The sequence below is a fragment of the Chitinophaga varians genome (genome assembly GCF_012641275.1).
Taxonomy (GTDB): domain Bacteria; phylum Bacteroidota; class Bacteroidia; order Chitinophagales; family Chitinophagaceae; genus Chitinophaga; species Chitinophaga varians_A.
This window is the reverse complement of sequence record NZ_JABAIA010000001.1, coordinates 1,615,251-1,640,753: the sequence shown is the minus strand read 5'-3', so window position 1 is coordinate 1,640,753 and position 25,503 is coordinate 1,615,251. Positions and strand designations below refer to the sequence as shown.

Sequence of the window (25,503 nt, the reverse complement as noted above, 5' to 3'; positions counted from 1 at the left end):
GGGCTGCAAATTATTAATTCTTATTCGTTGACGGCAATCAATTTTTTGATCCTGTCTTCCAGCTTCTCGCTGGTCATGGTGTCCCGCAGGCTGTCTACCTTGATAGGGAAGCAGAAAGGTGTCAGCTTGTCCGGCTCGGTGATCACGATGCGGCTTTGCGCAATACGTTCCAGCGTTTCCCGGAGACGGGCTTCTTCCATCTGGTAGAAAAAGGCTTCGTTGAAAGCCTGCTTCAGCAGCAGGTTCTGCGGATCGTAGTCCTTAAATACGTTGAACAGCAGGGAGGCTGAAGACTGCAGGTGGCGGTTGGCTTTGTGTTTGCCCGGATATCCCTGGAAGATGAGGCCGGCAATCACTGCAATATCGCGGAATTTGCGGCGTGCCATCTCAGTGGCGTTGACGCTGGTTTGCAGCTCTGTCAGCAGGTTGTCGGTGGTAAACAGAGCTTTGGCATTTTCAGCCGTCAGCGGTATGGGCTGGTCTGACAGCAGTTCAAAGCCGTAGTCGTTCATGGCGATGGAGAAAGTGATCGGCGTGATGCGGCTGATACGGTAAGCCAGCAGGGCGGCCATTACCTCATGTACCAGCCGGCCTTCAAAAGGATATACGAAAAGATGGTAACCATCTTTGGTGTTGATTTTTTCGATCAGCAGTTCGTTGTCCTTCGGGATATGGGACAGTTCTTCCTGGCGGCTGAACAGCGGTTGCAGCGCTATCAGTTCCGGATCTTTCGTGCGGCGGGACAGCGCTTCGTTGAATTTCTGACGCAACATCCGGCCGAGGTTGGACGACAGCGGGATACGGCCGCCCATATAACTGGGCACGATAGTGCGTTTGGCGTTGGACTTGCGTACCAGCACGGTCATGTCTTTGATCATCACAAACTCGAGGTTGCGGCCGGCGAGTGTAAAGCTGTCGCCCGGCGAAAGCCGTGAGATAAAACTTTCTTCGATCACGCCTACATAACCGCCGCTCATGAATTTCACTTTAAGCATGGCATCGCTGACGATGGTGCCGATATGCAACCGGTGCCGCATGGCCAGCATACGGCTTTTGCAGTAGTAGTGATCTCCCTGCCTTTCCAGTTTGCGGAACTCATCATAGCTGCCCAGCGCATCACCGCCGGTGGTCAGGAAAGCGAGTATCCATTGCCATTCGTCTTCTGTAATATGCTGGTAGCAGAAGGTTTTACGGACTTCTTCGTATATCTCCGGGGCATGGAAGCCATCGGAAACGGCGAGGGTCATCAGGTATTGCAGCAGTACGTCATAAGCCAGCAGCACCGGCATGCGGCTTTCGATAAGGTCTTCTTCCATGGCAGCTTTGAGGGCCGCGGCTTCCACCAGTTCCAGCGCGTGGGTGGGCAGAAAAAAGATACGGCTGACAGCTCCCGGCTGGTGGCCGCTACGGCCTGCCCGTTGCAGGAAGCGGGCCACTCCTTTGGGGCTGCCCACCTGTATGACCGTGTCTACCGGGCGGAAATCCACGCCCAGGTCAAGACTGGCGGTACACACCACTGCTTTCAGGATGCCGTTGTGCAGCGCTTCTTCCACCCATATACGCAGTTCCATATCGATGGAACCGTGATGGAGCGCCAGGGCGCCGGCCAGCATAGGCTCATGTTTGAGCAGCGACTGGTACCATATTTCCGATTGAGAGCGGGTATTGGTAAAAACGAGGGTGGTCTGGCTGTCGTTGATGATAGGCAATGCCTGCGGTAGCATCCGGATACCGAGATGGCCGGCCCATGGGTAGTTTTCTATCTCATGAGGGATCACGCTTTGCAGGGCGATATTTTTTTTCAGGTTGGCACGGACAATGAGGCCATTGTTATGATACGGGCCCAGCAATACTTCCAGGGCCTCGTCGAGGTTGCCTATGGTAGCGGAGATGCCCCATATTTTCAGTTCAGGCCTTAGCCCGCGCAGGCGGCTCAGTCCCAGTTCCACCATGACGCCTCTTTTGCTGCCCAGCAGTTCGTGCCATTCGTCCACAACCACCGTGTGGAGCTGTTTGAAAACAGCAGGATATTCCTTTTGTGCCAGCAGCAGGTGCAGGCTTTCCGGGGTGATGATGAGCACTTCCGGCATTTGTAATTTCTGGCGTGCGCGGGTGGCTACCGGCGTATCACCGCTACGGATGCCTACTTCCCATGGAATGTCCAGCTCCCGCAATACCTCGTCCATGGCGCGGCCCAGGTCTTTTGCGAGCGCGCGGAGCGGTGTTACCCACAGCAGTTGCAGGCCGTTTTTAGTTTTTTTATGATAGTCTTTCGGATGGGCATCGATCCAGGCGATCACGGCGCCGAGAAAGAGCGAGAAGGTTTTACCAAACCCGGTAGGTGCATTCACGATCCCCGACTGGCCCTGCAGGTATGCCTGCCAGGCATCTTCCTGGAACTTAAAAGGCTGAAGGCCTTTGTCTGCCAGCCATCCGGTAATCACTTTCCATCCACGCGAATGTTGTTGCATGAAATGAAATTAGGATAAAATGATAAATCGTGAATCGCTTATTTTTGCAGCATGCTCGCAAAATTTTTCAGGCTCTCCGAAAACAATACTACGGTAAAGAAAGAAGTACTCGCTGGTTTGACCACCTTTTCCACCATGGCATATATTCTTGCCGTGAACCCCAGTATCCTGTCCAGGACGGGGATGGATTTTAACGCATTGATCACTGCAACAGCTCTGGCGGCAGCTATTGGTACGCTGGTGATGGCGTTGTATGCCCGCCTGCCTATAGGCGTGGCGCCAGGCATGGGACTGAACGCCTTCTTCGCCTACACTATTGTGTCGGGAATGGGCTATAGCTGGCAGTTCGCGCTGACAGCGGTTTTCCTGGAAGGGGTTATTTTTATCATTTTATCCATGTTCCGGATAAGGGAGGCGATTATCAACAGTATCCCGGAAAACCTGAAGCATGCCATTTCTGTGGGCATAGGGCTGTTGATAGCCCTGATAGGCATGGCGAATGCCGGTATCATAGAAACCGGTATGCGGCATGTGGGAGAGGGCCGGCTGGAAGGTGTGATCCTGAAAATGGGGAATGTCACCAGCATCGGGCCGTTGATTGCGTTAATAGGCCTGATCGTCAGCGCGGTGCTGATGTACCGGAAAGTAAATGCCGCTTTACTGATCGGCATTCTGGCGGCTACGGTGATCGGTATCCCGTTAGGCATTACGCATCTGCCCGAAGGGCACCTGGTAAGCCTGCCACCGTCTGTAGCGCCTATCGCTTTTAAACTGCAATTCGATAAAATATTCAGCCTGGACATGGTGATGATTTTATTCACACTATTGATGGTGAACCTGTTTGATACCGTTGGCACCCTGATCGGACTTTGCAACAAAGCCGGACTGCTGGATGAAAACGGCCGGCTGCCAAGGGCGAAACAGGCGCTGATGGCCGATGCGGTAGGTACTACTGCTGCCGGACTGTTAGGCACCAGCGTGGTGACTGCCTACGTGGAAAGCGCCAGCGGCGTGGCTGCGGGTGGAAGAACAGGCCTGACGGCGCTGACGGTGTCTGTGATGTTTTTACTGTCGCTGTTTTTTGCACCGGTATTTGCCATGATACCGCAGGCGGCCACAGCTCCGGCGTTGATCATTGTCGGGATGCTGATGATGGGCGCGGTGGTGAAAATTGACTTTAACGATGTGACAGAAGCTATCCCGGCTTTTCTGGCTATTGTGATGATGCCTTATACCTACAGTATTGCAGAAGGGATCGTGTTCGGCATGTTGTCTTATGTATTGTTAAAAGTATTGACAGGCCAATATAAACAGATCAGTCCCGTGATGTACGTACTGGCTATCCTGTTTATCGTCACTTTTATGGTGAAATAGTTATTCCTTTAACAGCACTTTATCGTCTGCCACTGTGAGAGTGTGCATCATACCGCATTTGAGGGCATAGTTGTTTTTCTGGTGGCCTGACGGGAAATTGAAGCACACTGGATATTTGAAATTCTTCACTTTTTCCATTACGATGTCGTATACCGTGCGGCCAAATTCTTCGCCGGGATCATCTGGTTTTATTTTGTTGAAGCCACCGATGATGAGCCCGGCGAGGTTGTCCAGCTTATGGGAACGTTGCAGGGTGTTAAACATCCGGTCGATGTTGTACAGATATTCCCCCACCTCTTCCAGAAAAAGTATTTTACCATTGGTGTCAATTTCAGAATCAGTACCTGAAATACTTTGTATCACTGACAAGTTGCCGCCTATCAATACACCGCGGGCAGTGCCTTTGCGATTGTTGGCATCCGGAGGTGCAGTATACTGCATTTTTTTACCTGTCAGTGCCTGGTAGATAGACATGATCGTGTCTTGTACTACCGGTTCTGCTTTATTAAAGTCGTCCGGAAAACTGTTACACATTTTGGAATGCAGGGTAGCGATACCAAAGTGGCGGTTGACATGACAGTGCAATGCTGTGATATCACTGAAGCCGATGATCCATTTGGGATGGCGCTGAAAACGGGAGAAGTCCAGCTGGTCCAGTATCCGTGCTGTTCCGTATCCACCGCGGCCGCACATAATGGCTTTTATGTTGGGGTCATTGAGCATGGCTTGCAGGTCTTTTGCTCTATCCGCATCTGTGCCGCCGAAAGAATAATCCCGCATACCAACGGTATTGCCTATACGAATATTGAATTCCCATCTTTCCATGATGCGCAGGGATGGCAGCACTTCTTCCCTGTTAATATAACCTGCAGGGCAGGTGATACCAATGATATCTCCGGGTTTGAGATAGGGTGGAATTTGTGGTTCTTTGGAGGGGGAGGTACCGGTAATACCCATGGCAGCCAGGCTTTTGGAGGCAGGTATGCCAATGCCGGCAGTCATCAGGGTGGATAAAAAATGTTTACGGTTCATGGAATTAAAGTAAACATATTTTGGGAGAATAACGAAGTGTTCCCGCAAAGTTGTTTTGCGGGAACGGTAATGGAGAAAAGGCCGGTTATTTAGAGGGAAAAGTATAGGTAAAGCCAATTTTTCCGGTATTGTTATAGGTTGTTGCACCTGCGTCAACTGATTGTACGCCGAGTGAATACCTGGCGTTAACACCAAAGCCATGCGGAAGCTGATAGCCAACACCAAGAGAGCCGCTCACATTGAGCCGGTTGTAGTGCCCGATAGTGTTATATGACCTGCCAGGAACATCCTCTTTGGCATTCAGGAGGAAATTCACTTCCGGGCCTGCTTCCACATACAGTTTAGGTTTGATGTAATATTTTACTATCAGTGGTATGGCGATATAATCCTCTTTTCTTTTACCTCTTGCCAGATGATCGTCCGCAGCCAAATACACTAGGCCCGGGCTCTGATTGCGGTAATACAAGAGCTCCGGCTGTATTGCCCAGTGTTTATTCAGTTTAATTTCTGTAAAGCCACCGGCATAGATACCAGCCCGGAAGAAATCAAATTCTGCATTGTTGTTGGAGAGATTCAGTCCTCCTTTTAAGCCATAGGTAACTTTTTTTTGCGCGTAGGTTCCCGTTGCCACTGCCATAGCGGCCAGTGACGCAAATAGAAATTTTCTCATTTTTTTTAACAGTGTTTTATTTCGGTGATGTAAATACGACTGATAGGTTGTGACAGTAATGCATTACGGATGTAAAAGTAGCCGTGTAATTGTTAAGGAAATCTTTACAAAACGGTTTTTGATTTTTTTTAACGTAACTGATAAGTTGGTTTGAAAACCAGCATGGCAATGTTTTTGCGGCATGATTACAAAATTTCGTATATGCGCTGTCTGTTTGCTTTAATTGCATCGTTATTCATCACATCCGTAGTCAACGGTCAACAGGAAGCCTGGCAGATTGTGCCGGGAGCGTCCGTTGGACATGTAAAACTGGAGATGCCTGCCAATGACCTGGTGTCGCTGGGAAAGCCGGATGCCGGCGATGCAGCCATGATGAAAGCATGGCGGATATGGTACGGCCATAAAAAAGACGGGACAATAGATTCCTCGTCTGTATTGGCTGTCTTCACGGCCATGCGTACACAGGACACACAGTATGTAAAAGAGATCAGGGTTACCTCTCCCCGCTTCAGGACAGACAAAAACGTAGGTGCCGGCAGCGCTATGAGCGCCATCAGAAAGGCTTATCCCGGCCTACATCTCGCGAAAGTGTACGTGTCAAAAAACAAAGCCCGCCGCATAGAGGTATATGACGATGAAAAACTGGGAATTGCCTTTGAAACCGCCGGTTCCCGCAGCCGCAGGGCATTATGCAGCATGGTGGTGGTGCATACGCCGGGCGAAGCGCCGGGTAGTTACCTCGATTATCACATTGGTTTCGACAACCTGCTGCCGGCGAAACGTTAGATGCCTCTGCGGGAGGAATGAATATTATAGGAAAGCCCCGCGCTGCCTATACCGTTTATATCGGGATTGTAATGGTTGCTGTTGAACAGGTAACTGAAATGAAGTCCCAGGGAAGTACGGCCGATCATAAAGCGGCAACCGGTGGTCAATACGGGGCCGGACACATGTACCTGGTCACTGTCGTTCTCCTCTTCGTCCATATTCTCCATAACGCGGCTGCCGTTGTGGAACCCATAACCTGCGCCGGTAAAGATGCCCAGCCGGCTATGTGATCCGGACGTGGCAAAATTGCCATAGTTGTACGTAACAAGAATCGGAACATCTGCCATAAAAAAACTGGTGGAATTGCCTCCTGAATAACGGTTGTAGCTGGCGCGCAAACTGCTTCCCAGCGCCAGTTGCGTGCCTATGGCAAAGGCAGAGCGCCTGGAGAGCACGCCGAAATTAAATCGTGGTGAATAAACGATGCCTCCGGCAAAATGACTGCTGGCCGTAAATATCCCGGCGCCTACGGAGTGCGCGAAATAGCGCGACTGGCCGTTGGCCGGCAATATGGAGAATAAAAGGCATGCTGTATACAACCATGTGTATAACTTTAACATAGGTCCGCGGTGTAGGTTTAGGGTATTAGATTACTGTCCGCCCCTAATATACAACCTGATGTGTTTCTTTTATCACAGAGATCACAAAAATACTTTGGGTATGGCTCAGGTTATCTAATTCTCCCAGTTTATTCACATAGAACTCCCGGTATTCGTCCATGTCTTTTACCTGTACCTTGATCATAAAATCAAACTCCCCGGAGATATTGAGGCACTCGGTCACTTCCTGGAATGAGACGATTTCCTGTATGAATTTTTTGCCGTTTTTTTTGTTGTGTTCTTTCAGGGTGATGTAAACCAGTACGGTCATCCCTTTATTAATTTTCCTGGGGTCTACGATGGCGGCGTATTGTTTGATGACCCCTGCGTGCTCCATTTTGCGGATACGTTCATATACCGGCGTGGTGCTCAGGTTCAGCTGCCGGGCAATATCGCGGATCGTCATTTTAGCGTCCTGTTGCAGCAGGCGAAGGATGCCCATGTCTTTTTCATCCAGCGTCAGTGGTGGAGGTGCCTGTTCTTTTTTATGGTCCATTTTATCGGTTTTTTGGAAAAATAATCTATGTATAGATGTATTTGTCTGTATTTGTTCCAAAAATATCGAAAATGATCGGTTTATGTTCTAAAATTATAGGTTTGTGGCGAAAAGGAGACTATGGAAAAGCGAATTATTCTGACAGTGGCCTGCATGGCAATATTTTTTGAAGCGCTGGACGTATCGGTGTTAAACATGGCATTGCCGGGCATGCAGCAGTATTTTCATTTCGGCCCGGATGCTATTCAGTGGGTACAGACAGTGTATGTGTTGTTTTATGCGGGATTTGTATTATTGGGTGGCCGTTTGTCAGATACCATAGGCCGCAGAAAAATATTTATCACCGGCGCTGTCCTGTTTGTACTGGCTTCGCTGGGGGCCGGTTTTTCCATGTCATTTGCCTGGCTGTTGGGCTTCCGCGCCCTGCAGGGCCTGGGCGTTGCATTGGCCATCCCTGCGGCCATGGCCATTATCAGTCACACCTTCACAGTACCGGCAGAGAAGAACAGGGCCTTTGGTATCTTCGGCGCTATGGCGGGCATCGGCTTTGCCACCGGACTGGCCATCGGTGGACTTATCAGCGCCTGGATGGGATGGCAGTGGGTTTTTTTTATCAACGTGCCGGTAATTGGTGCGGCCATAGTGCTGGCTTTCCGGTTTATTCCGCGTGACCGGCGGCCGGAGCGGCAACAGGACAGTAACCTGCTGAGTGGCATATTGATTACTGTGTTACTGATGCTGTCTGCGTGGCTCATACATGACCTCGGCCATATTGCGGCACATCCGGCAACGTTCGGGTTGCTGCTGGCAGCCCTGGTGACCGCCGGGATTTATTTCGTCAAAAGAGAACGCGTGCATGCGTCACCGTTAGTGGACTTTGATCTTTTCCGGTTGAAGGGAGTGGTGACCGGCAATATTGGCGCCACCTTGCTGGGGAGTACTTTTCTGCCCTATATTTTCCTGTTGACGTTATACCTGCAGGAGGTGCTGGGCTTCAGTTCTTCACAGGCGGGACTGTTACTGTTTCCCTTCAGTATTTTGTCCGGGTTGATATCCAAATATGGGCTTCCTCATTTGTTTCACCGGCTGGGCGTAACCCGCACCGGCATAACGGGCAGCTGCTTCATGCTGGCCGGTATCCTGTTTTTTGCGCTGAGTTACTTCACTGCGTGGCATCTGCCGTTTATGCTGTTGGCAGTGTTATGTATCAATTCACTGGGCATGTCGGTCACTTTTCCTGCGATTACGATCCTGGCCATACAGGCGGTCCCCGAAACGCAGCACGGACTGGCTTCCGGCATCAATGGCACCTGCAACGCCATGGGTGGCGGACTGGGACTGTCGCTGGTGGGGCTGATGATGCAACTGGCGGGCACTTATCAATGGAACAGCTATGCTGCGGGATTGCTGGTGCTGGCGCTGATTGCCATCGGCGCTATCCTGCAGCTGTACCGCTTTTGGTGGCGCGAACCGGTGGTGAAAGCTCAACTGGTAAAAGTGCGTTCCTGAGGTTTATGTGTCCTGGCCCTCGCTTTGCCGCAACAGTGCCTTCAGGTCGTCCAGGGTGTTGATTTCAGCCACAGGTTTGTCCTGCCTCCATCTGTTGATACGCGGGAAACGCAGGGCCACGCCTGATTTGTGGCGGTTGGAGGCTGCAATGCCTTCAAAAGCGATTTCAAATACCAGTTGCGGCTGTACCGTTCTTACCGGCCCGAATTTCTCCAGCGAATGCCGTTTGATCCAGTTGTCCACTTCTGCAATTTCTTTGTCGGTGAGGCCGGAATAGGCTTTGGTAAAGGGTACCAGCTGATCTCCGTCTTTCACGGCGAAGGTATAGTCGGTGTAGAGATTGGACCGGCGTCCGTGTCCTTTCTGGGCATATATCATTACTGCATCGATAGTGTACGGATCTATTTTCCACTTCCACCAGTCGCCCCGCTTGCGGCCTACCTGATAGGGCGCGCTTCTTTTTTTCAGCATCAGTCCTTCACTGATTTGTTCGCGTGAGAGCGTGCGTATCTGTGCCAGGTCGTCCCACGAGGCCGCGGTTACTTCCGGCGACAGTAGCAGTGCCGGCTGTTGTTGTGAGTGAATGAGCTGTGTCAGCAATGTTCTTCTTTCTATCAGTGGTTTTTCCCTGATATCAGCGCCTTCCCATTCCAGCAGGTCATAGCTGAGAAAGGCCACGGGCGCTTCCTGCAGCTGTTTGCGGGTGACGTTCTTTCTGCCGATGCGTGTTTGTAAAGTCTGGAACGGCAATGGTTTTCCATTGGCATAGGTGAGTATTTCACCGTCTATCACGGTGCCATCGGGAAGGGTGTTTGTCAGCTCCGTGAATTCGGGGAATTTGTCGGTGATGAGTTCTTCGCCGCGTGACCATACAAACAGCTGACCTTCTCTTTTGATGATTTGTCCGCGGATACCGTCCCATTTCCATTCCGCCTGCCAGTCTTCGATGGGGCCGAGGCCGGCGGGGGCATCTTCCAGGGCATATGCCAGGTAAAAAGGATAGGGGCGTGATGCGTCGGCGCCGCTGGTGCTTTGATGCAGCAGGGCTTCGATGGTCACAGCGGCGGGGTCCCAGGTGCCGCTGATCATGTGCGACAGTGTGGCGGCGGGGATATCGTAGGTTTTAGCGAGCGCGTTGACCATCATTTTTTGTGATACGCCGATACGGAAACCGCCGGTGATCAGTTTATTGAACACAAAGCGTTCGCCATCATCCAGCGCGTCCCAGGTTTGCAGGATGAAAGCCTGTTTCTCTGTTTCCGTGGCTTTTTCCAGCTGTTGCAGTTGTTGTAGCCAGTAGTGTAACGGATGACTGGCCGGATGGGTACATGGTGGCAGCAGGAGCGCGATGGTTTCACCAAGGTCGCCTACAGTGAGGTAACATTCATTGAACAGCCATTCAGGCAGCCCGGTGGCCTGTATGCACCATGTCTTCAGCTGTGTGCTGTTGACGGTGCGTTTGGGCCTGCGGCCGGAAAACAGCGCCAGCACCCAGGTTTTGTCTTTATCCGGGGCGGTGGCGAAATACTGGCTGAGCGCATCCAGTTTTTCGTTGGTTTTGGTGCTGTTGCTCAGCACTTTGACGAGTTGGGCGAACTGTTGCACGGTATTATGTTTCCGGGTTAGTAATGGTTTCTTCGTCGCCATAGGCGGTGCTTACCTCCCTGGCGTCGATGCCTTTTTCACTGAGGTAGCGGGCAAATACGCTGCTGAAGCCATGCGTGGCATAGACGCGTGTGGCGCCGGTGGCGGCCACCGCTTCCAGCAGCCCGTTCCAGTCAGCATGGTCGGACAACGCAAAACCTGCGTCGGCGTTGCGTCTGCGCATATGTCCCCTTACTTGCATCCAGCCGCTGCATACGCCCAGCGAGTAAGGGTTAAAGCGGCGCATCCAGGCCGAATCATCCGCCGAAGGCGGAGCAATGATCACTGCATTCTTAAAAGCTGATTTAGGAGTATCGGGCGTTATTTTTTCAACATGCGGTAATGGATATCCTTGTGTTATCAGCAGGTCGTTTACGTTGGTAATGGCGCCATGGCCCATCATACGGGTTACTTTGTCCTGCAGATGAAGGAGCAGCCGTTGGGCTTTACCGAGACTGTAAGCGGTGATCACAGAGGCTTTGCCGGCCTGTTGATTTTCGTATATCCAGTTGGTGATACGGGAGAACAGCTGCTGTTGCGGTTCCCATCGGTAAACAGGCAGTCCGAAAGTGGATTCCGTGATGAAGGTATGACAGCGTACCGGTTCAAACGGCGCAGAGATGCCATCAGATTCCAGTTTATAATCTCCGCTGGCCACCCACACCTCCCCGTTGAGCTCCACCCTTACCTGTGCCGAGCCGATCATATGGCCGGCAGGATGCAGTGAAAGTTTGACGCCGTTAAGATAAATGCTTTCGCCATAGGCGATGCCCTGCACGTTAATATCATCGCCCAGCCTCAGTTTGAGCAGGGGAACGCTGGCCTGTTCGCAGAGATAGGACTGGTTGCCCCAGCGGGCATGGTCGGAATGCGCATGTGTGATCACCGCACGTTGTACGGGTTTCCAGGGATCGATATAAAAATCACCTGCTGCGCACCAGATGCCTTTGTCGGTAAATTGTAGCAGCTCCATATCCATGAATATACAAAAAAAGGCCATGGCTGCTGCCATGGCCGTGTTCGACTCAACAAGCTATCTCATGGACAGCTGTAAAAAGTTTATTGGTTCATTTTCACATCCGCGCTGTCGCCTTTCTGGATGATGAAGATGTTTTTGTTTTCGAAGTAGGAAGGTGTTTGTTCTCCGTCGCGTACATATACCGGCTGGAAATTAAAGCGGGTAATAACAGCGGGAGATGATTCCACCGCGCTGTTGAAATATACGCCATTATTATGAAGAAGCCTTACAAAATAGTAGGTAAGATCAAAACCTTTATATGCCATATCGGAAGGGCGTGCCCTGTATGTTCTGCGGAAATAGTCGCTCAGGTAGCGGCTGTAAGAGTCTGATTTGTCGTTAAAATAGGGGGAGGAGTAGAACACCTGCAGACTTTTGAATTCAGGCTCTTTCAGCTTCAGCACGTCCCAGGTGGGCATACCGAATATCTGCATCGGGTAGGTAGCATTGGCGGTGGCAAGTTTGCGCAGGATGCTTTTGGCGCCGGCTTCATCGAGCGCGGTAACGATCACGATGTTGGGCCGGTCGGTGAGCAGGTATTTGGAAAGCTCTTCCGGGGTGGTGCTTTCGTTCCAGATAGCTTCCCGTATCCTGGATTTTTTAGGGTTGTTCATTTTGTCGTAGGAACCTTTGAAATCAGCGGCGAGGCGGTTTTCGAAAGTGGTGTTCCGGCGGAGCAGTACAATGTTTTTATTGGAAAAAGCCTCCTGTACGTAGTTCTGGATGGCTTCACAGTGTGTTTTCAGGGTGCTGTTGGGAATGAACAGGAAAGGGTTGTCGCTGATGCCCACGTCATTAGGGAGCGTACCGGACACGAGGTTGATCTCTTTCTTTTTGGCGAAGTCGCTTACTTCCTTCAGTTCCGGGTTGTTGAACGAACCGATGATCAGGTCGGTGGCGTCCAGTGTTTTGTTGTTGATCAGGGAAGTAATGCTTTGGCGGCCTTTGCTGTCGTATACATTGACTTTCAGGTTATAGCCCTGTTGTTGCAGGGTATCGAGGGCCAGTTGGGCGCCTTCATAAAATTCAAGGCCGGCCATTACGTAGCGGGGCATGGTACGGCCGGGAATATCGTTGGAGTTGGCAAATACGGAGTCGAGATACAGCGGGGCAAAGAGCGCAACGTTATAAGTAGGTTTCTTCACTTCCCGGGCGAAGGCTGGTACGTTGAAGGGGGCTGCTTTGGCAGCTTCGTTTTTGTTTTCCGGCTTCTTTTCCGGTGTGGGCTTGCTCAGGGAGGGTGGGGGACCGTCCACGCGGCTGGTGCTCTTTCTGGAGGAAGAACAGGCTGTGAACAGTACCGACAGAGCCAATCCGGCCAGCAGGTTTTTAACAGATATCAATTGGTTCATAATGGGCGCTAATTTACAAAAATCATTCCGGGGTAGTGCACGCAAAGTAAAATAAGAAAGCAAAGGCGCAAAAAGATAAAATAATCCCTTGTGCCTTTGCTCTTTGTATTTTTCAGGGAAATATTATTCCCATTCGATCGTAGCAGGTGGTTTGGAGCTGATGTCGTATACCACGCGGTTGATACCTTTTACCCGGTTGATGATGTCGTTGGACATTTTAGCCAGGAATTCGTAAGGCAGGTGTGCCCAGTCGGCCGTCATACCGTCGGTAGACGTTACAGCTCTCAGGGCCACGGTGAATTCGTAGGTACGTTCATCGCCCATTACGCCCACGCTTTGTACGGGGAGGAGGATGGTGCCTGCCTGCCATACTTTATCATAGAGGCCTGCTTCACGCAGCCCTTCGATATAGATAGCGTCAGCTTCCTGGAGCATGGCCACTTTCTCGGGGGTGATAGCGCCGAGGATACGGATAGCGAGGCCTGGCCCGGGGAAAGGATGGCGACCGAGGAAGACGTCGCTGATACCGATTTCGCGGCCTACGCGGCGTACTTCGTCTTTAAACAGGAAACGCAGAGGTTCTACCAGCTGCATGTTCATTTTTTCAGGCAGCCCGCCTACGTTGTGGTGGGATTTGATGGTAACAGAAGGGCCGTTTACGGATACGGATTCGATCACGTCGGGGTAGATAGTACCCTGTCCGAGGAAGGAAATGTCTGTCAGTGCAGCAGATTCATGCTGGAATACCTCGATGAAGAGACGGCCGATGATTTTACGTTTTTTCTCCGGATCAGAGACACCATCGAGCTGGCCGTAGAAAAGGTCTTTTGCGTTGACGCCTTTCACGTTGAGGCCCATATGTTTATAAGATTCCAGTACGGTTTCGTATTCGTCTTTACGCAACAGGCCGTTGTCTACGAAGATGCAGAAGAGGTTTTTGCCAATGGCTTTGTGGATCAGTTCTGCCGCCACGGTAGAGTCCACGCCGCCGCTGAGGGCCATTACCACTCTTTTATCGCCAACCTGTGCTTTGATTTTTTCGATGGTTTCCTGTACAAAAGCAGCTGGTGTCCAGTCCTGCTGGCAGTTACAGATGTGTACCAGGAAGTTGCGGATGATCTGTTTGCCTTCCAGGGAGTGGGTCACTTCCGGGTGGAACTGCAGGCCGAAGATCGGGTTAGCCGCCAGGGTAGTGCTTTTGAAAGCTGCTACCGGGATGTTTTCGGTGGTAGCGATGATCTGGAAGCTCTCAGGGATACGTTTGATGGTATCGGAGTGGCTCATCCAAACCTGGCTTTTGCCGGAGATATCGTATAATAATTTTTCCTCTTTGTCATTGTGTTCCATAAAAGCGCGGCCGTATTCACGGATATTGCTTTTAGCCACTTCACCGCCGAAGTTTTTAGCCATCAGCTGGGCGCCGTAGCAGATACCAAGTACCGGCACTTTAGCGGCGATGGCAGCGATGTCGATGGTGGGCGCTTTCTCGTCGTTTACAGAGAAAGGGCTGCCGGACAAAATAACGCCTTTGATGGAATCGTCCCAGGCTATCGGCTGGAGACAAGGTTTAATTTCGCAATAAACATTCAGTTCCCGGATGCTGCGCGCGATCAGCTGTGTGTATTGGGAACCGAAATCGAGGATAAGTATCTTTTCTGTCATGGTGGTGCAAAGATAAAGTCCTTCCTTCAATTTCGGATTCTGAAAATAGAAAATAGGAAATCTAGTTGTATCTTTCTCGTTATAATCTAAACTTATGCAAACCAAAATCACCCTCTGCTGCATGACTGTAGCCCTGTCCATCGCGGGCCTTTTCAGCGCCTGTATCGGTCAGAACCGCGTAAAAGGTAGCGGCAACGTTATCAAGGAAGAAAGAGACGCCCCATCCTTTCATAAAATCAAGGTAGAAGGCAGTATGAACGTATTCCTTTCCCAGGGAGCTGCCAAGAAGGCTGTGATTGAAGCGGAAGACAATATTGCGCCGCTGGTGGAACTGGTGAATGAAGACGGCCGCCTGAAAGTGCGTTTCCGCCACGATGCCAATGTTTTCACCCGCAAGGGCGTTAATATTTACCTGACCACTCCGGAAGTGGATGAAGTTGCGTTGGCCGGCTCCGGTGATATAAAGCTGGTAGACAAGTTTAACAGCAAAGACGAAATGAAACTCACCCTGTCCGGCTCCGGCAACCTGAATGGTACCATCAATGCGCCGGAAGTAAAGGCTTCCATTGCCGGTTCGGGTAATATGAACCTGCAGGGAGAAACCAAAGCAGTGCGAGTGTCTATTGCCGGCAGCGGCGATTATGTGGGCGACAACCTGTTGTCCGAAGACGCAGAAGTAAAAATTGCCGGCAGTGGTGATGCTGCTGTTCATGCCAGCGTAAAGCTGGAAGCAAAAATTGTAGGGTCCGGTGATGTGAAATATAAAGGAAATCCCAATGTATCCAGTTCTGTGGCGGGTTCTGGCTCTGTCAGGAAAATATAGCCCGACAATATTTACAAATTTTTAACATTTCAAAAATCATATCGAAAGCAGTTTTGCTGTTATTTACATTGATTTTCAAAAAAATCTAAAGTCCTTTTGTCCAGATACTGCCGCAGCAATAACAAGCCGGCTGAGGCAGTATCTGGCTGGGGCACAAGCCAACAGAGAATGCCACCCCACCCCAAAGCTCAGCCTTACATCTGTCAAATTATTATTAAATGACATAAATAATACTCCTTTTTTGTATGTTTACAGTTTGAATTGTTGAACTCCTATTCCTTTTATGAACGAAAGACCGAAGGTCCTGGTGGTATACTATACCCAGACAGGCCAATTAAAAAGGATTATTGATCATGTGTTGGCGCCACTGGCAAATAGTGTGGATATTACATACGAGGAGCTGGTCCCTGAAAAGCCATTTCCCTTTCCATGGGGGAAGCAGCAGTTTTACGATACGATGCCTGAAACAGTACAGGACACCCCTCGTGGTATCCAGCCGTTGAAGGTGGATGTAAATGCGCACTTCGATCTGGTACTGCTGGCCTATCAGCCCTGGTTCCTGTCGCCTTCCCAGCCGACAGCCGCTTTTCTGCAAAGTGAAGCCGCTGCCCGCCTGCTGAAAGGCAAACAGGTGATCACCTTGCTGGGCAGCCGCAATATGTGGCTCAATGCGCAGGAAAGGGTAAAGGGTTATCTGCACAGAATGGGGGCTAACCTCGTGGGAAATATCGTGTTGGTGGACAAGTCGCCGAACCTGGTTTCACTGATCACTATTCTGCGTTGGGCATTCAAAGGAAAAAAAGAAGCTACCCGTTTTTTACCGCAGGCAGGTGTGCAGGAAAATGAGATTCTCACCTCCAGCCGTTTTGCCGGCCCTATCGCCACGGCGCTGGAAACACGGCAATGGCAGGAGCTGCATCCACAGCTGATGTCGCTGGACGCAGTGGAATTATTGCCTAATCTTGTACTGCTGGAAAATAACGGTATCAGCGCTTTCCGTTTCTGGGCCAAATTCATCAGTGCCAAAGGAGGACCTGGTGCTGAGGCCCGTCAGGGCAGGGTAACGATGTACCGGTCATTGTTGCTGGTGGGTATCTTTGTGTTAACACCCATTACACTGATTTCTTCGTTCATCAAACTCAACCTGAAACGGAACGAGTTGAAACGGGAGGTGGATTATTACAAAGGCATTACTTTGCGTTAACCTTTTGCCGGTACCGGAATATCAGCGGGTGGCGTGATAATTGTAATTCCGTTTAGAGTTATATATTTACGTCCGCTTAAAAAAGTATACTAAAACAAACATGTTTATCACCGCAGAAAGGCTGGCCAATAACGGTTGTCACTATGGGATTGCATGCGGCCTTAAAAGACGAATTATTTTCAAATGAAGGAAGTTTATATTACCAGGCTATCTAAATTCTTACCCAACAAGCCTGTTGAAAATGAAGAGATGGAGAGTATCCTTGGCATGGTAGACGGAAGACCTTCCCGTGCACGGTTGAAGATTTTGGGCAACAACAAGATCAAAAACCGGTATTATTCCCTGGATAAAGACGGCAATTCCACTCATTCCAACGCTGAGATGACCGCCAACGCTGTCAGCGCATTGTTTGATGAAAAATTCCCCATCAGCAAATTACAATTACTGGCCTGCGGTACTACCTCGCCCGACCAGCTGCTGCCTAATCATGCCGCGATGGTACATGGTCTGCTGAAATGCCAGCCCGTGGAACTGATCGCTGCTACCGGCGCATGTGCAGCGGGCATGCAGGCTTTTAAATATGCCTGGATGTCTATCCGTTGCGGTAACACTGCCAATGCGGTCAGCACCGGTTCTGAAAAATTCTCTGCCTGGATGCTTGCACAGAAATTCCAGCCTGAAGCAGAGAACCTGAAAGCGCTGGATGAAAATCCGATCATCGCTTTCGAAAAAGACTTCCTCCGCTGGATGTTGTCTGACGGCGCCAGCGCCGCTCTTTTCCAGGACAAGCCTAATGAAGAAGGGCTGTCATTGCGTGTAGACTGGGTGGAAATCCTGTCTTATGCCAACGAACTGGAAACCTGTATGTACGCCGGGTCCATCAAAAATCCGGACGGCACCACCAAAGGCTGGATTGATATGACCCCTGATGAATGGGCACAACACAGCGTATTCTCCTTCAAACAAGATACCCGCCTGTTGGGTAAAAACATAGTGCCTTCCGGCGCGCAGATGTGGAAAGAACTGGTAGAAAGACATAACATCAACCTCGATGAAATTGACTTCTTCCTGCCACATTTATCTTCTGAATTTTTCCGTTTAAAGATCGACGAAGAAATTACCCGCCTCGGTGTTCCTATTCCGCTGGAAAAATGGTTCACCAACCTGGCCTGGGTAGGCAACGTAGGTACCGCTTCGCCTTATCTGATGCTGGAAGAGCTGATGAATAACGGCCGTTTCAAAAAAGGACAGAAAGTGGTGATGATGGTGCCTGAAAGCGCACGTTTTTCTTATGCCTACGCACACATCACGGTTGTATAGGCATTCACTTCTAAAACGCAGTCATGAAAAAAGACGAAGTGCCACAGGATAGTGATAACCTCCACGAAGGCACATTCAAACAGATTATGTATGCGGTAGACAACACCGGGAATTATGTACAGGTGCAAAGTTCAGGGTGGGAGCCGGAGAACATTGCCATGACACAGGCCTGGGAGGAAGTAAACGAAAAAGTGGCGGCGGCCAGGGTACTGGTACAGTCCGGTGAAATCAGCCCTGTCGCCTATTACATGGAAAAAAGCCTGATGGACCTGGCCCTGCTGGCCAACTACGTGGGGAAATTCCAATGGCAGGTGAAAAGGCATATGAAGCCGGCCGTGTTCCGGCGCCTGAGCGATAAAATGCTGCAGCGCTATGCAGATGCCTTTAAGATTAGTAAGGACGATTTATTGCATATCAAATAATGCATTATCACGCAAAGTCGCAAAGCAATAAAGCAGCAAAGAAATTTATGTTGAATGATCTTTGCTGCTTTATTGCTTTGCTGCTTTGCGTGAACACATAAACAACTATGAACAATCATCAGTTTCATCATACGCAGACAGCCCACTGTGAAAGTGGTGTGATCTCCAACCTGCTGGGGCACCATGGCCTGAAGATCAGTGAGCCGATGGCATTTGGCATTGGCGCCGGTATCTTTTTCGGGCACCTGCCGTTTGTGAAAGTCAACGGTGTGCCCGGTACCACTTACCGTATCTGGCCGGGCGCCATTTTTCAGCGGGTATGTAAACGGCTGGGCGTGAAAATGGAGACGGCAAAGTTTTCCTCCCCTGAAAAAGGAATGGCGGCGCTGGACCGGGTAATTGCCGATGGCACGCCTGTAGGGTTGCTTTCCGGCGTTTATTACCTGCCTTATTTTCCGCCTTCCTACCGTTTTCACTTCAATGCCCATAACCTGGTGGTATATGGTAAACGGGAAGACCAGTACCTGGTGAGTGACCCGGTGATGGACACCGTTACCGAAATAGATCCCGATAGCCTGGCACAGGCCCGCTTTGCAAAAGGGTTTCCTGCTCCCAAAGGGAAAATGTACTACCCGGTACACGTCCCCGGAAAAGCCTCTTTCGAAAAACCGATCAAAGAAGGGATTGCACAGACCTGTCATTATATGCTGAAGATACCGCTCCCGCTGTTCGGGGTAAAGGGTATCCGTTTTCTGGCCAATCGTGTAAAGGACTATCCGCAGAAAGTGGGGGAACGTAAATCCGCTTTGTACCTCGGCAATATCATCCGGATGCAGGAAGAGATCGGTACCGGTGGCGCCGGTTTCCGTTTTGTATATGCCGCGTTCCTGCAGGAATCGGCAGTGTTGCTGAACAAGCCGGAACTGAGCCGCCTGGCTACAGAACTGACACAGGCCGGAGACCTATGGCGTAATTTTGCTTTTGCTGCCGGCAGGGTGTGCAAAAGCAGGGCCGCTGATAATGTGTCCTATAAAGAACTGAGCGAGATGTTGCTGCAATGTGCGGCAGCGGAAGAAGCCTTTTTCAAAAAATTATCACTGACGAAAATTTAGCAATGTGCTGATGGAAGTAACTTTCCATCTTTCAATAACCCGGTGGATATGGCAAGTATAGCAGTAAAGGAATTGCGCAAAACCTACAAAAGCGCGGCGGAAGCCACGCTTAAAGGGTTGACGTTTGCCTTTCCGGAAGGGAAAATAGGAGGGCTGCTGGGCCCTAACGGCGCCGGTAAAACGACCACGATCTCTATTCTGTGCGGCCTTGTGCAGGCAGACAGCGGAGAGGTGATGATACATGGCCTGCCGCAGAACGCCGCCCACAGGGAACAGATCAAAAAAATCATAGGCATTGTACCGCAACAGATAGCGCTGTACCCGCAGCTGTCGGCTGTGGAAAACCTGACGTATTTCGGTAACCTGTACGGACTGAAAGGCAAATCACTGCATGAAAAGGTGATGCATTATCTCGAAGTATTTGGCCTGGAAAAAAGCGCACACAAAGAAATTCATAAATATTCAGGGGGCATGAAACGCCGTGCGAACATTATCGCCGCTATCCTGCATAACCCCGATTTGCTGGTCCTGGATGAGCCCACCGCAGGGGTGGACGTACAGTCACGCAGCATGATCCTGCAATTCCTGCGCAGCTACAACGAACAGGGCGCCAGTATCCTGTATACCTCCCACCTGCTGGAAGAAGCGCAATCACTTTGTGATGAGGTGGCCATCATGGACGAAGGTAAAATGATACTGCAGGGCCGGCCCCAGTCGCTGATCGATGAACTGCCGGAGTGCCGCAACCTGGAAGATGTTTTTTTACATTATACCGGGCATGCGTTGCGGGACTAACAAAATGAAAGAAAGCTATGCTTAGATTACTGGCTACCATAAGAAAAGAATGGCAGCTGCTGTTGCGCGACAAAACGGGGCTTACGCTGCTGTTTGTGATGCCGGTGGTACTCATCACCGTGATGGCCCTGATACAGGACGCGCCTTTTAAGGACTACCAGGACGTGAAGTTTGATATATTGACCGTAGACAACGACCATGGGCGTTTGGGCAAATATATCCGGGAAGGGTTGGCATCCGGTGGGCAGTTCAATATTATCGATACGCTGGACGGGCATCCCGTTACCGAGCAGCAGGCCCGTGAGCTGGTCAATAACGGCCGTTATAAAATCAGCATCATTGTGCCGGCAGGTTCCACAGCGGCGATCGTAAGCAATGCAAACAGGATCGTGAATGATATCACACAACGGATGGGCATGAGCGTGTCTTTACCGGTAAAAAAGGGCGCTGACTCCCTGAATGTGGTCATCTATTTTGATCCGGCAGCCAAAAAGGCTTTTAAAGGGGCTATTCACCAGGCGTTGGACAATTTCCTGACGCAGGTGGAAACAGATATGCTGCTGAACCGTATACAGCAACAGTTGCGCCGCAAAGACACCACGGCCGTTCCCAATGACACGCTGCCTATCCGTTTACAGGCAGTTGGGCTGAAGGAGCATGCCACAGGCAACAGCAGGCAGCTGGACGTAGTGTCCAACTCCGTACAGCATAACGTGCCCGCCTGGAGTATTTTTGCGATGTTCTTTATCGTTATCCCTATAGCCGGTAATATGATCCGGGAGCGGGAAGACGGCAGCCTGTTGAGAATGAAGCTGATACCCGGTTCTTACCTGTTGATCCTGGCGGGAAAGATGTTGTTTTTCGTGGGAATCTGCCTGTTACAGTTTTATCTGATGATGCTGGTAGGTATTTATGCCATGCCTTTGCTGGACCTGCCGAGGCTGGTGATGGGACATGACCAGGGCGCCACGCTGCTGGTAGCCGGTGCCATAGGACTGGCCGCCACGGCTTATGGCATACTGATCGGCACGCTTTTTAAAACACCTAATCAGGCCCTGAACTTCGGCGCTATTTCCATCGTGATCCTGTCGGCCATTGGAGGTATCTGGATACCGCTGGAAGTAATGCCTGCCAATATGCAGATGATCGGCCGTTTATCGCCGCTTAGCTGGGGGCTGGACGCCATCAATGATATTTACCTGCGTAACGGCGATATCGGATATGTGTGGAAGAATGTACTGCGTCTTGTGTTGACAGGCGGGGTGATGCTGGCCGTGGCCGGATTTGTCGAAAAACGAAGAATGAACTGATAAACTATTTTCTAAACAACAGTAAAACTGTATTTTTACTCCCCACAAAGGGAATCTCCGTGTACAGCCGGAGATAAACCTACAACTTGATTATGGAAGATTTAAAAAGCAAACTCAAAGTGCAGATCATTGAAGCCTTAAATCTGCAGGATACCAAACCGGAAGATATTGACGACAACGCCCCTTTATTTGGTGAAGGGCTTGGTCTGGACAGCATTGACTCCCTGGAGCTGATGGTGTTACTGGAAAGACAATATCATATCAAAGTGGAAGATCCCCGCGAAGGGCGTAAGATCCTGCAGTCAGTGCAGTCTATGGCCGACTTTATTCAATCCAAACAGCCGGCATAAGTAAGAAGCTGACATGGCGGAAAGAGTGTTTATAACAGGGATGGGAATGATCACCGCCATAGGTGATAACGTGGCTGAAAACCTGGATCAATTGCGGCAACAACGCAGTGGTTTGGGGTATACCAGTTATATCGATACCATATACAAAGAAGTGTTGCCGGTAGCGGAGGTGAAGCATCCTAATGACGCTTTGTCTGCCCTTGCCGGCATCACTCCCCGCGAAGGATATACGCGTACCACCCTGCTGGGGCTTACCGCGATGCGGGAAGCATTGCAGCAGGCCGGTATTACGGACGTACAAACAGCCCCTACCGGCTTTATCAACGCCAGCACCGTAGGCGGCATGTGTGACACCGAAAAGGTTTATTTTGATATTGTTGATCCCGCCAAAAGCGGCACTTTCCTGCAATATATCGATACGCTTGACTGTGCGGACTGTACACAGCGTATAGCCGACACCGTAGGATTCAGCGAGCATATCGCCACTATCAGCACAGCCTGTTCTTCATCGGCCAATGCGCTGATGTTTGGCGCCCGTATGATCAAACAGGGATTTCTGCCCCGGATGGTCTGCGGCGGCACAGAAGCGCTGACCCGCTTTACCCTGAATGGTTTCAACTCCCTGAAGAATGTGGACAAACAATTCTGCCGGCCGTTTGACCAGCAGCGTACCGGTTTGAACCTGGGTGAAGGCGCCGCTTATCTTGTACTGGAAAGCGAGTCATTTGCCAGGGCCAACAACAGCCGCATACTGGCAGAGTTTACCGGGTATTGTAATGCCAACGAAGCATTCCATCCTACGTCCCCTTCGCCGGACGGCGACGGCGCCTATGAAGCCATGAAAGCTGCACTGGCCATGAGTGGCCGAACACTGGAAGAAGTGGACTATATCAATGTGCATGGCACCGCTACGCTCAACAATGACGTGTCTGAAGGAAAAGCGCTGGAACGCTTGTTTGGTAACAATGTTCCACTGTTCAGTTCCACGAAACCTTTCACCGGGCATACGTTGGCCGCTGCCGGCGCCATAGAGGCCATCTACGCTGTATTGGCCATTCAACAGGGATTGATATTCCCCAATCTCAATTTCAAGGAAAAAATGGAAGAGCTGAACATCGCTCCGGTAACGGAATTGATGGAAGGCGTTTCCGTGAACAATGTTATTTCAAACTCATTCGGCTTCGGGGGTAACAACGCCTCCCTGGTGATCAGCAAATATGAAGGTTAAGTGTTACATACAAGGAATGGCGGCTATTTCCCCGCAAGCTACTTTTGAGGGGGATATTTTTTCTGCGCCGCTGGTGCATACGGACAGTAACCTGCTTACCTGTATGGAGCCTGACTACAAGCCGTTTATTCCGGCCAACAGCCTGCGCCGCATGACCCGGCTGCTGAAAATGGGATTGACCACCGCGCTGCAAAGCATCCGTGACAGTGGCGTGGAAGCTATCGGTCCTATTGTGACCGGCACAGGCAAAGGGAGTCTCCAGGATACTGAAAAATTCATCCGGGAGATAGAGCAGTACAAGGAAACTGCACTGAACCCCACTCCCTTCATTCAATCAACGTATAATTCTGTTAATGGTCTCATTGCCCTTCAGGTAAAGGGGACCGCTTACAACAATACTTTTGTGCACCGTGGCTTTTCTTTTGAAAACGCGCTGCTTGACAGCATGATGCTGCTGGCAGAAGGTGCTCCCAATACCCTCACCGGCGCTTTGGAGGAAATGACCGCCGAGCATTTCTACATCAAAAGCCGTATCGGTTTCTGGAAATCGGCGCCTACAGACAGCCGCCGGCTTTACGATCAGCTGTCGCCCGGCAGCATCGGCGGAGAAGGCGCTACTTTCTTCGTACTAACGGGAACGCCTACTCCAGACAGCAAAGCTGCCGTAACCGGCTTCAAGATGCTGTACAAACCCACGGCCGCTAAGGTAGCTGCCGGTTTGACGGAGTTCAAAGACGGCATTGACCTGGTATTGACCGGTCGTAATGGCGACAGCCGTTATGAACATTTCTATCAGCAGGCAGATGCCCTGTTTCCCGGCGTGCCTCAACTCTCTTTCAAACATCTTTGTGGCGAACATGACACAGCCGGTGCTTTTGGCATGTGGCTGGCCGCACAGATATTGCATACACAACGGGTCCCCGCACAGTGGTTCCCTATGGTGAAGGAACTGCCCGCTGTAGTAAACAGGGTGTTACTCTATAACCATTTTTATGGGGAGCAGCATACGGCGATTGTGCTGGAGCGGGTTTAATCGTCATATCTTCTCAATTCATCCGCAATAAATTTTTCGAGGCGTTCCTGCGTAGGTAGTTCGATACTGTATTTGGAGACAAACAAATCGATGTCTAATCCGGCAGTCGCATATTTTACCAGGGCAGCATCTTTGTCTGCTACCAAAAGAATACCTATGGGAGGGTTATCTCCCGGTTGCATCATTTCCGCTTTGTAATACTGAATATAAGTGTTTAGCTGGCCTACGTCGGCGTGTCTGAAGGTATCCAGTTTTAGCTCAACCAGAATATGGCATTTTAGTATACGATGGTAGAAAAGGAGGTCTATGAAAAAATATTCCCTTCCAATTAATATCTTCTTTTGTCGTCCTTCCAAACAGAAGCCATGACCCATTTCCATCAGAAATTCCTGCAGATGATCGAGTAGCCTTTGTTGAAGCGCCGTTTCCCCAACGGCCAGTCTGTCAGCGATACCAAGGAATTCAAAGGAGTATTCGTTCTTGATAAAGTCGGCAGGTGTAATGGTTTGTGTGGTTTTTTGCTGAATAATGCGTGATAGTTTTTCAGGATCGTCGCTTAGTCCCATTCGTTCAAAATAGAAGGAATTGATTTGTCTTTTTAATTCCCTTACGCCCCAATTGCCCTTGATACACTCATGTTCATAGAATACGCGTTTTAATGGATTGTCTAGAATTAATAGTGTAACAATATGTGAAAATGATAAATTATTAATAAGCTTTTCTATGGGCAGTTGCAGATGTGCTAATAATATGTAGTTGGTTTTATTTGTATTTGTTTTTATTTCATTTGATTGACTGTCAATTTGTTGGAATTGGTCAGACACTGTCTGACCAATTTGCATGTTATTTTTTCCTAATTCATCTCTAGCTATTTCCAACATTTGAGGGTAATACAAATAAAACTGCCGGCATAACTTTAAAGCAGTTACTGAAAGTTTTAAATCAGACAACTTTTGGGCGATTTCTGTAAGTAACCGCTCGCCGTATTTCGCTCTGTCTTCCCCTTTTTGTTCGTATTCAACAAGATAATATCCAATAATCCAGTTACGAGTAGTGAGCGCACGGTTAACAGCCTTCGCTGCTGTTTCTTGAAAGTGGCTGTGTGTCGTCTGAATAGAGGTTAACAATTGTTTGAATTTCATATTGAAATAATTTTAAAGTGGGGTAACAACCTGGTTGGTATTGGTTAATAATATCAAGCTTTAAACGGAGTAAGCAACAATAAGTACTATTTCCATTTACATCTTTTGT

Annotated in this window: 23 protein-coding genes; 13 read left to right on the top strand and 10 right to left on the bottom strand. The window is 50.0% G+C overall.

What is annotated here, in order from left to right:
- Window positions 1-20: 20 nt before the first annotated feature.
- Window positions 21-2,471, bottom strand: coding sequence for a ligase-associated DNA damage response DEXH box helicase (locus HGH92_RS06630; RefSeq protein WP_168869947.1), 2,451 nt, complete (start codon window positions 2,469-2,471; stop codon window positions 21-23).
- 51 nt (window positions 2,472-2,522) lie between these two features.
- Between HGH92_RS06630 and HGH92_RS06625 the strand changes: the two genes are divergently transcribed.
- A complete protein-coding gene (locus tag HGH92_RS06625; RefSeq protein ID WP_168869946.1) occupies window positions 2,523-3,845 on the top strand; it encodes an NCS2 family permease in 1,323 nt (440 codons plus the stop codon).
- Here the strand turns inward: HGH92_RS06625 and HGH92_RS06620 are convergent, their stop codons facing one another.
- Both HGH92_RS06620 and HGH92_RS06615 read right to left on the bottom strand, forming a co-directional pair.
- A complete protein-coding gene (locus HGH92_RS06620) occupies window positions 3,846-4,877 on the bottom strand; it encodes an LD-carboxypeptidase (RefSeq protein WP_168869945.1) in 1,032 nt (343 codons plus the stop codon). It abuts the gene before it with no gap.
- 85 nt (window positions 4,878-4,962) lie between these two features.
- Window positions 4,963-5,547 (bottom strand): porin family protein, encoded by a 585-nt coding sequence (locus tag HGH92_RS06615; protein WP_168869944.1) that lies wholly within the window; start codon window positions 5,545-5,547, stop codon window positions 4,963-4,965.
- Between the two features lie 201 nt (window positions 5,548-5,748).
- On the opposite strand from HGH92_RS06615, the gene HGH92_RS06610 reads away from it, so the two are divergent.
- The gene (locus HGH92_RS06610; RefSeq protein ID WP_168869943.1) at window positions 5,749-6,333 is read left to right on the top strand and encodes a hypothetical protein; all 585 of its coding nucleotides are present in this window, start codon (window positions 5,749-5,751) and stop codon (window positions 6,331-6,333) included.
- On the opposite strand, the gene HGH92_RS06605 is transcribed toward HGH92_RS06610, so the two are convergent.
- The gene (locus tag HGH92_RS06605) at window positions 6,330-6,935 is read right to left on the bottom strand and encodes a hypothetical protein (protein WP_168869942.1); all 606 of its coding nucleotides are present in this window, start codon (window positions 6,933-6,935) and stop codon (window positions 6,330-6,332) included. The genes HGH92_RS06610 and HGH92_RS06605 overlap by 4 nt on opposite strands.
- A gap of 43 nt (window positions 6,936-6,978) precedes the next feature.
- A complete protein-coding gene (locus HGH92_RS06600; protein ID WP_168869941.1) occupies window positions 6,979-7,470 on the bottom strand; it encodes an Lrp/AsnC family transcriptional regulator in 492 nt (163 codons plus the stop codon).
- 120 nt (window positions 7,471-7,590) lie between these two features.
- Between HGH92_RS06600 and HGH92_RS06595 the strand changes: the two genes are divergently transcribed.
- Entirely contained in the window at window positions 7,591-8,979 is a 1,389-nt protein-coding gene (locus HGH92_RS06595; RefSeq protein WP_168869940.1) for an MFS transporter, read from the top strand.
- A 3-nt stretch (window positions 8,980-8,982) separates the two neighbouring features.
- On the opposite strand, the gene HGH92_RS06590 is transcribed toward HGH92_RS06595, so the two are convergent.
- The 4 genes from HGH92_RS06590 to guaA all read right to left on the bottom strand — a co-directional run bounded on the left by HGH92_RS06590 (window position 8,983) and on the right by guaA (window position 14,655).
- Window positions 8,983-10,626 carry an ATP-dependent DNA ligase gene (locus HGH92_RS06590; protein WP_211092549.1) on the bottom strand — a complete coding sequence of 548 codons (1,644 nt, stop codon included), beginning with the start codon at window positions 10,624-10,626 and terminating at the stop codon, window positions 8,983-8,985.
- Window positions 10,589-11,596: a ligase-associated DNA damage response exonuclease gene (locus tag HGH92_RS06585; protein WP_168869939.1), complete on the bottom strand. Its 1,008-nt coding sequence runs from the start codon at window positions 11,594-11,596 to the stop codon at window positions 10,589-10,591. The genes HGH92_RS06590 and HGH92_RS06585 overlap by 38 nt, the downstream gene beginning before the upstream one ends.
- Before the next feature lie 86 nt (window positions 11,597-11,682).
- Window positions 11,683-12,993 (bottom strand): ABC transporter substrate-binding protein, encoded by a 1,311-nt coding sequence (locus HGH92_RS06580; RefSeq protein ID WP_168869938.1) that lies wholly within the window; start codon window positions 12,991-12,993, stop codon window positions 11,683-11,685.
- A 123-nt stretch (window positions 12,994-13,116) separates the two neighbouring features.
- A complete protein-coding gene (gene guaA / locus HGH92_RS06575) occupies window positions 13,117-14,655 on the bottom strand; it encodes a glutamine-hydrolyzing GMP synthase (RefSeq protein ID WP_168869937.1) in 1,539 nt (512 codons plus the stop codon).
- A 94-nt stretch (window positions 14,656-14,749) separates the two neighbouring features.
- Between guaA and HGH92_RS06570 the strand changes: the two genes are divergently transcribed.
- From HGH92_RS06570 to HGH92_RS06525, 10 genes are all read left to right on the top strand, one after another.
- Window positions 14,750-15,478, top strand: coding sequence for a head GIN domain-containing protein (locus tag HGH92_RS06570; protein ID WP_168869936.1), 729 nt, complete (start codon window positions 14,750-14,752; stop codon window positions 15,476-15,478).
- A gap of 283 nt (window positions 15,479-15,761) precedes the next feature.
- Window positions 15,762-16,682, top strand: a complete 921-nt coding sequence (locus HGH92_RS06565; RefSeq protein ID WP_168869935.1) for a dialkylrecorsinol condensing enzyme — start codon at window positions 15,762-15,764, stop codon at window positions 16,680-16,682.
- A 183-nt stretch (window positions 16,683-16,865) separates the two neighbouring features.
- On the top strand, window positions 16,866-18,002 hold the full coding sequence (locus tag HGH92_RS06560; protein WP_168869934.1) for a beta-ketoacyl-ACP synthase III: 1,137 nt from the start codon (window positions 16,866-16,868) through the stop codon (window positions 18,000-18,002).
- 23 nt (window positions 18,003-18,025) lie between these two features.
- Window positions 18,026-18,424, top strand: coding sequence for a hypothetical protein (locus HGH92_RS06555; protein WP_168869933.1), 399 nt, complete (start codon window positions 18,026-18,028; stop codon window positions 18,422-18,424).
- A 107-nt stretch (window positions 18,425-18,531) separates the two neighbouring features.
- On the top strand, window positions 18,532-19,536 hold the full coding sequence (locus HGH92_RS06550; RefSeq protein ID WP_168869932.1) for a BtrH N-terminal domain-containing protein: 1,005 nt from the start codon (window positions 18,532-18,534) through the stop codon (window positions 19,534-19,536).
- Between the two features lie 48 nt (window positions 19,537-19,584).
- The gene (locus tag HGH92_RS06545; RefSeq protein ID WP_168869931.1) at window positions 19,585-20,331 is read left to right on the top strand and encodes an ABC transporter ATP-binding protein; all 747 of its coding nucleotides are present in this window, start codon (window positions 19,585-19,587) and stop codon (window positions 20,329-20,331) included.
- 17 nt (window positions 20,332-20,348) lie between these two features.
- Entirely contained in the window at window positions 20,349-21,641 is a 1,293-nt protein-coding gene (locus HGH92_RS06540; RefSeq protein ID WP_168869930.1) for an ABC transporter permease, read from the top strand.
- A gap of 92 nt (window positions 21,642-21,733) precedes the next feature.
- Window positions 21,734-21,991, top strand: a complete 258-nt coding sequence (locus tag HGH92_RS06535; RefSeq protein WP_078668748.1) for a phosphopantetheine-binding protein — start codon at window positions 21,734-21,736, stop codon at window positions 21,989-21,991.
- A gap of 13 nt (window positions 21,992-22,004) precedes the next feature.
- Complete coding sequence (locus tag HGH92_RS06530) at window positions 22,005-23,219, top strand: beta-ketoacyl-[acyl-carrier-protein] synthase family protein (protein WP_168869929.1); 1,215 nt, start codon at window positions 22,005-22,007, stop codon at window positions 23,217-23,219.
- Window positions 23,220-23,235: 16 nt separating this feature from the next.
- A complete protein-coding gene (locus HGH92_RS06525) occupies window positions 23,236-24,252 on the top strand; it encodes a beta-ketoacyl synthase chain length factor (protein WP_168869928.1) in 1,017 nt (338 codons plus the stop codon).
- Here the strand turns inward: HGH92_RS06525 and HGH92_RS06520 are convergent.
- Window positions 24,249-25,394, bottom strand: a complete 1,146-nt coding sequence (locus tag HGH92_RS06520) for a YhcG family protein (RefSeq protein ID WP_168869927.1) — start codon at window positions 25,392-25,394, stop codon at window positions 24,249-24,251. The two genes, HGH92_RS06525 and HGH92_RS06520, sit on opposite strands and share 4 nt — an antisense overlap.
- Between the last annotated feature and the right edge of the window lie 109 nt (window positions 25,395-25,503).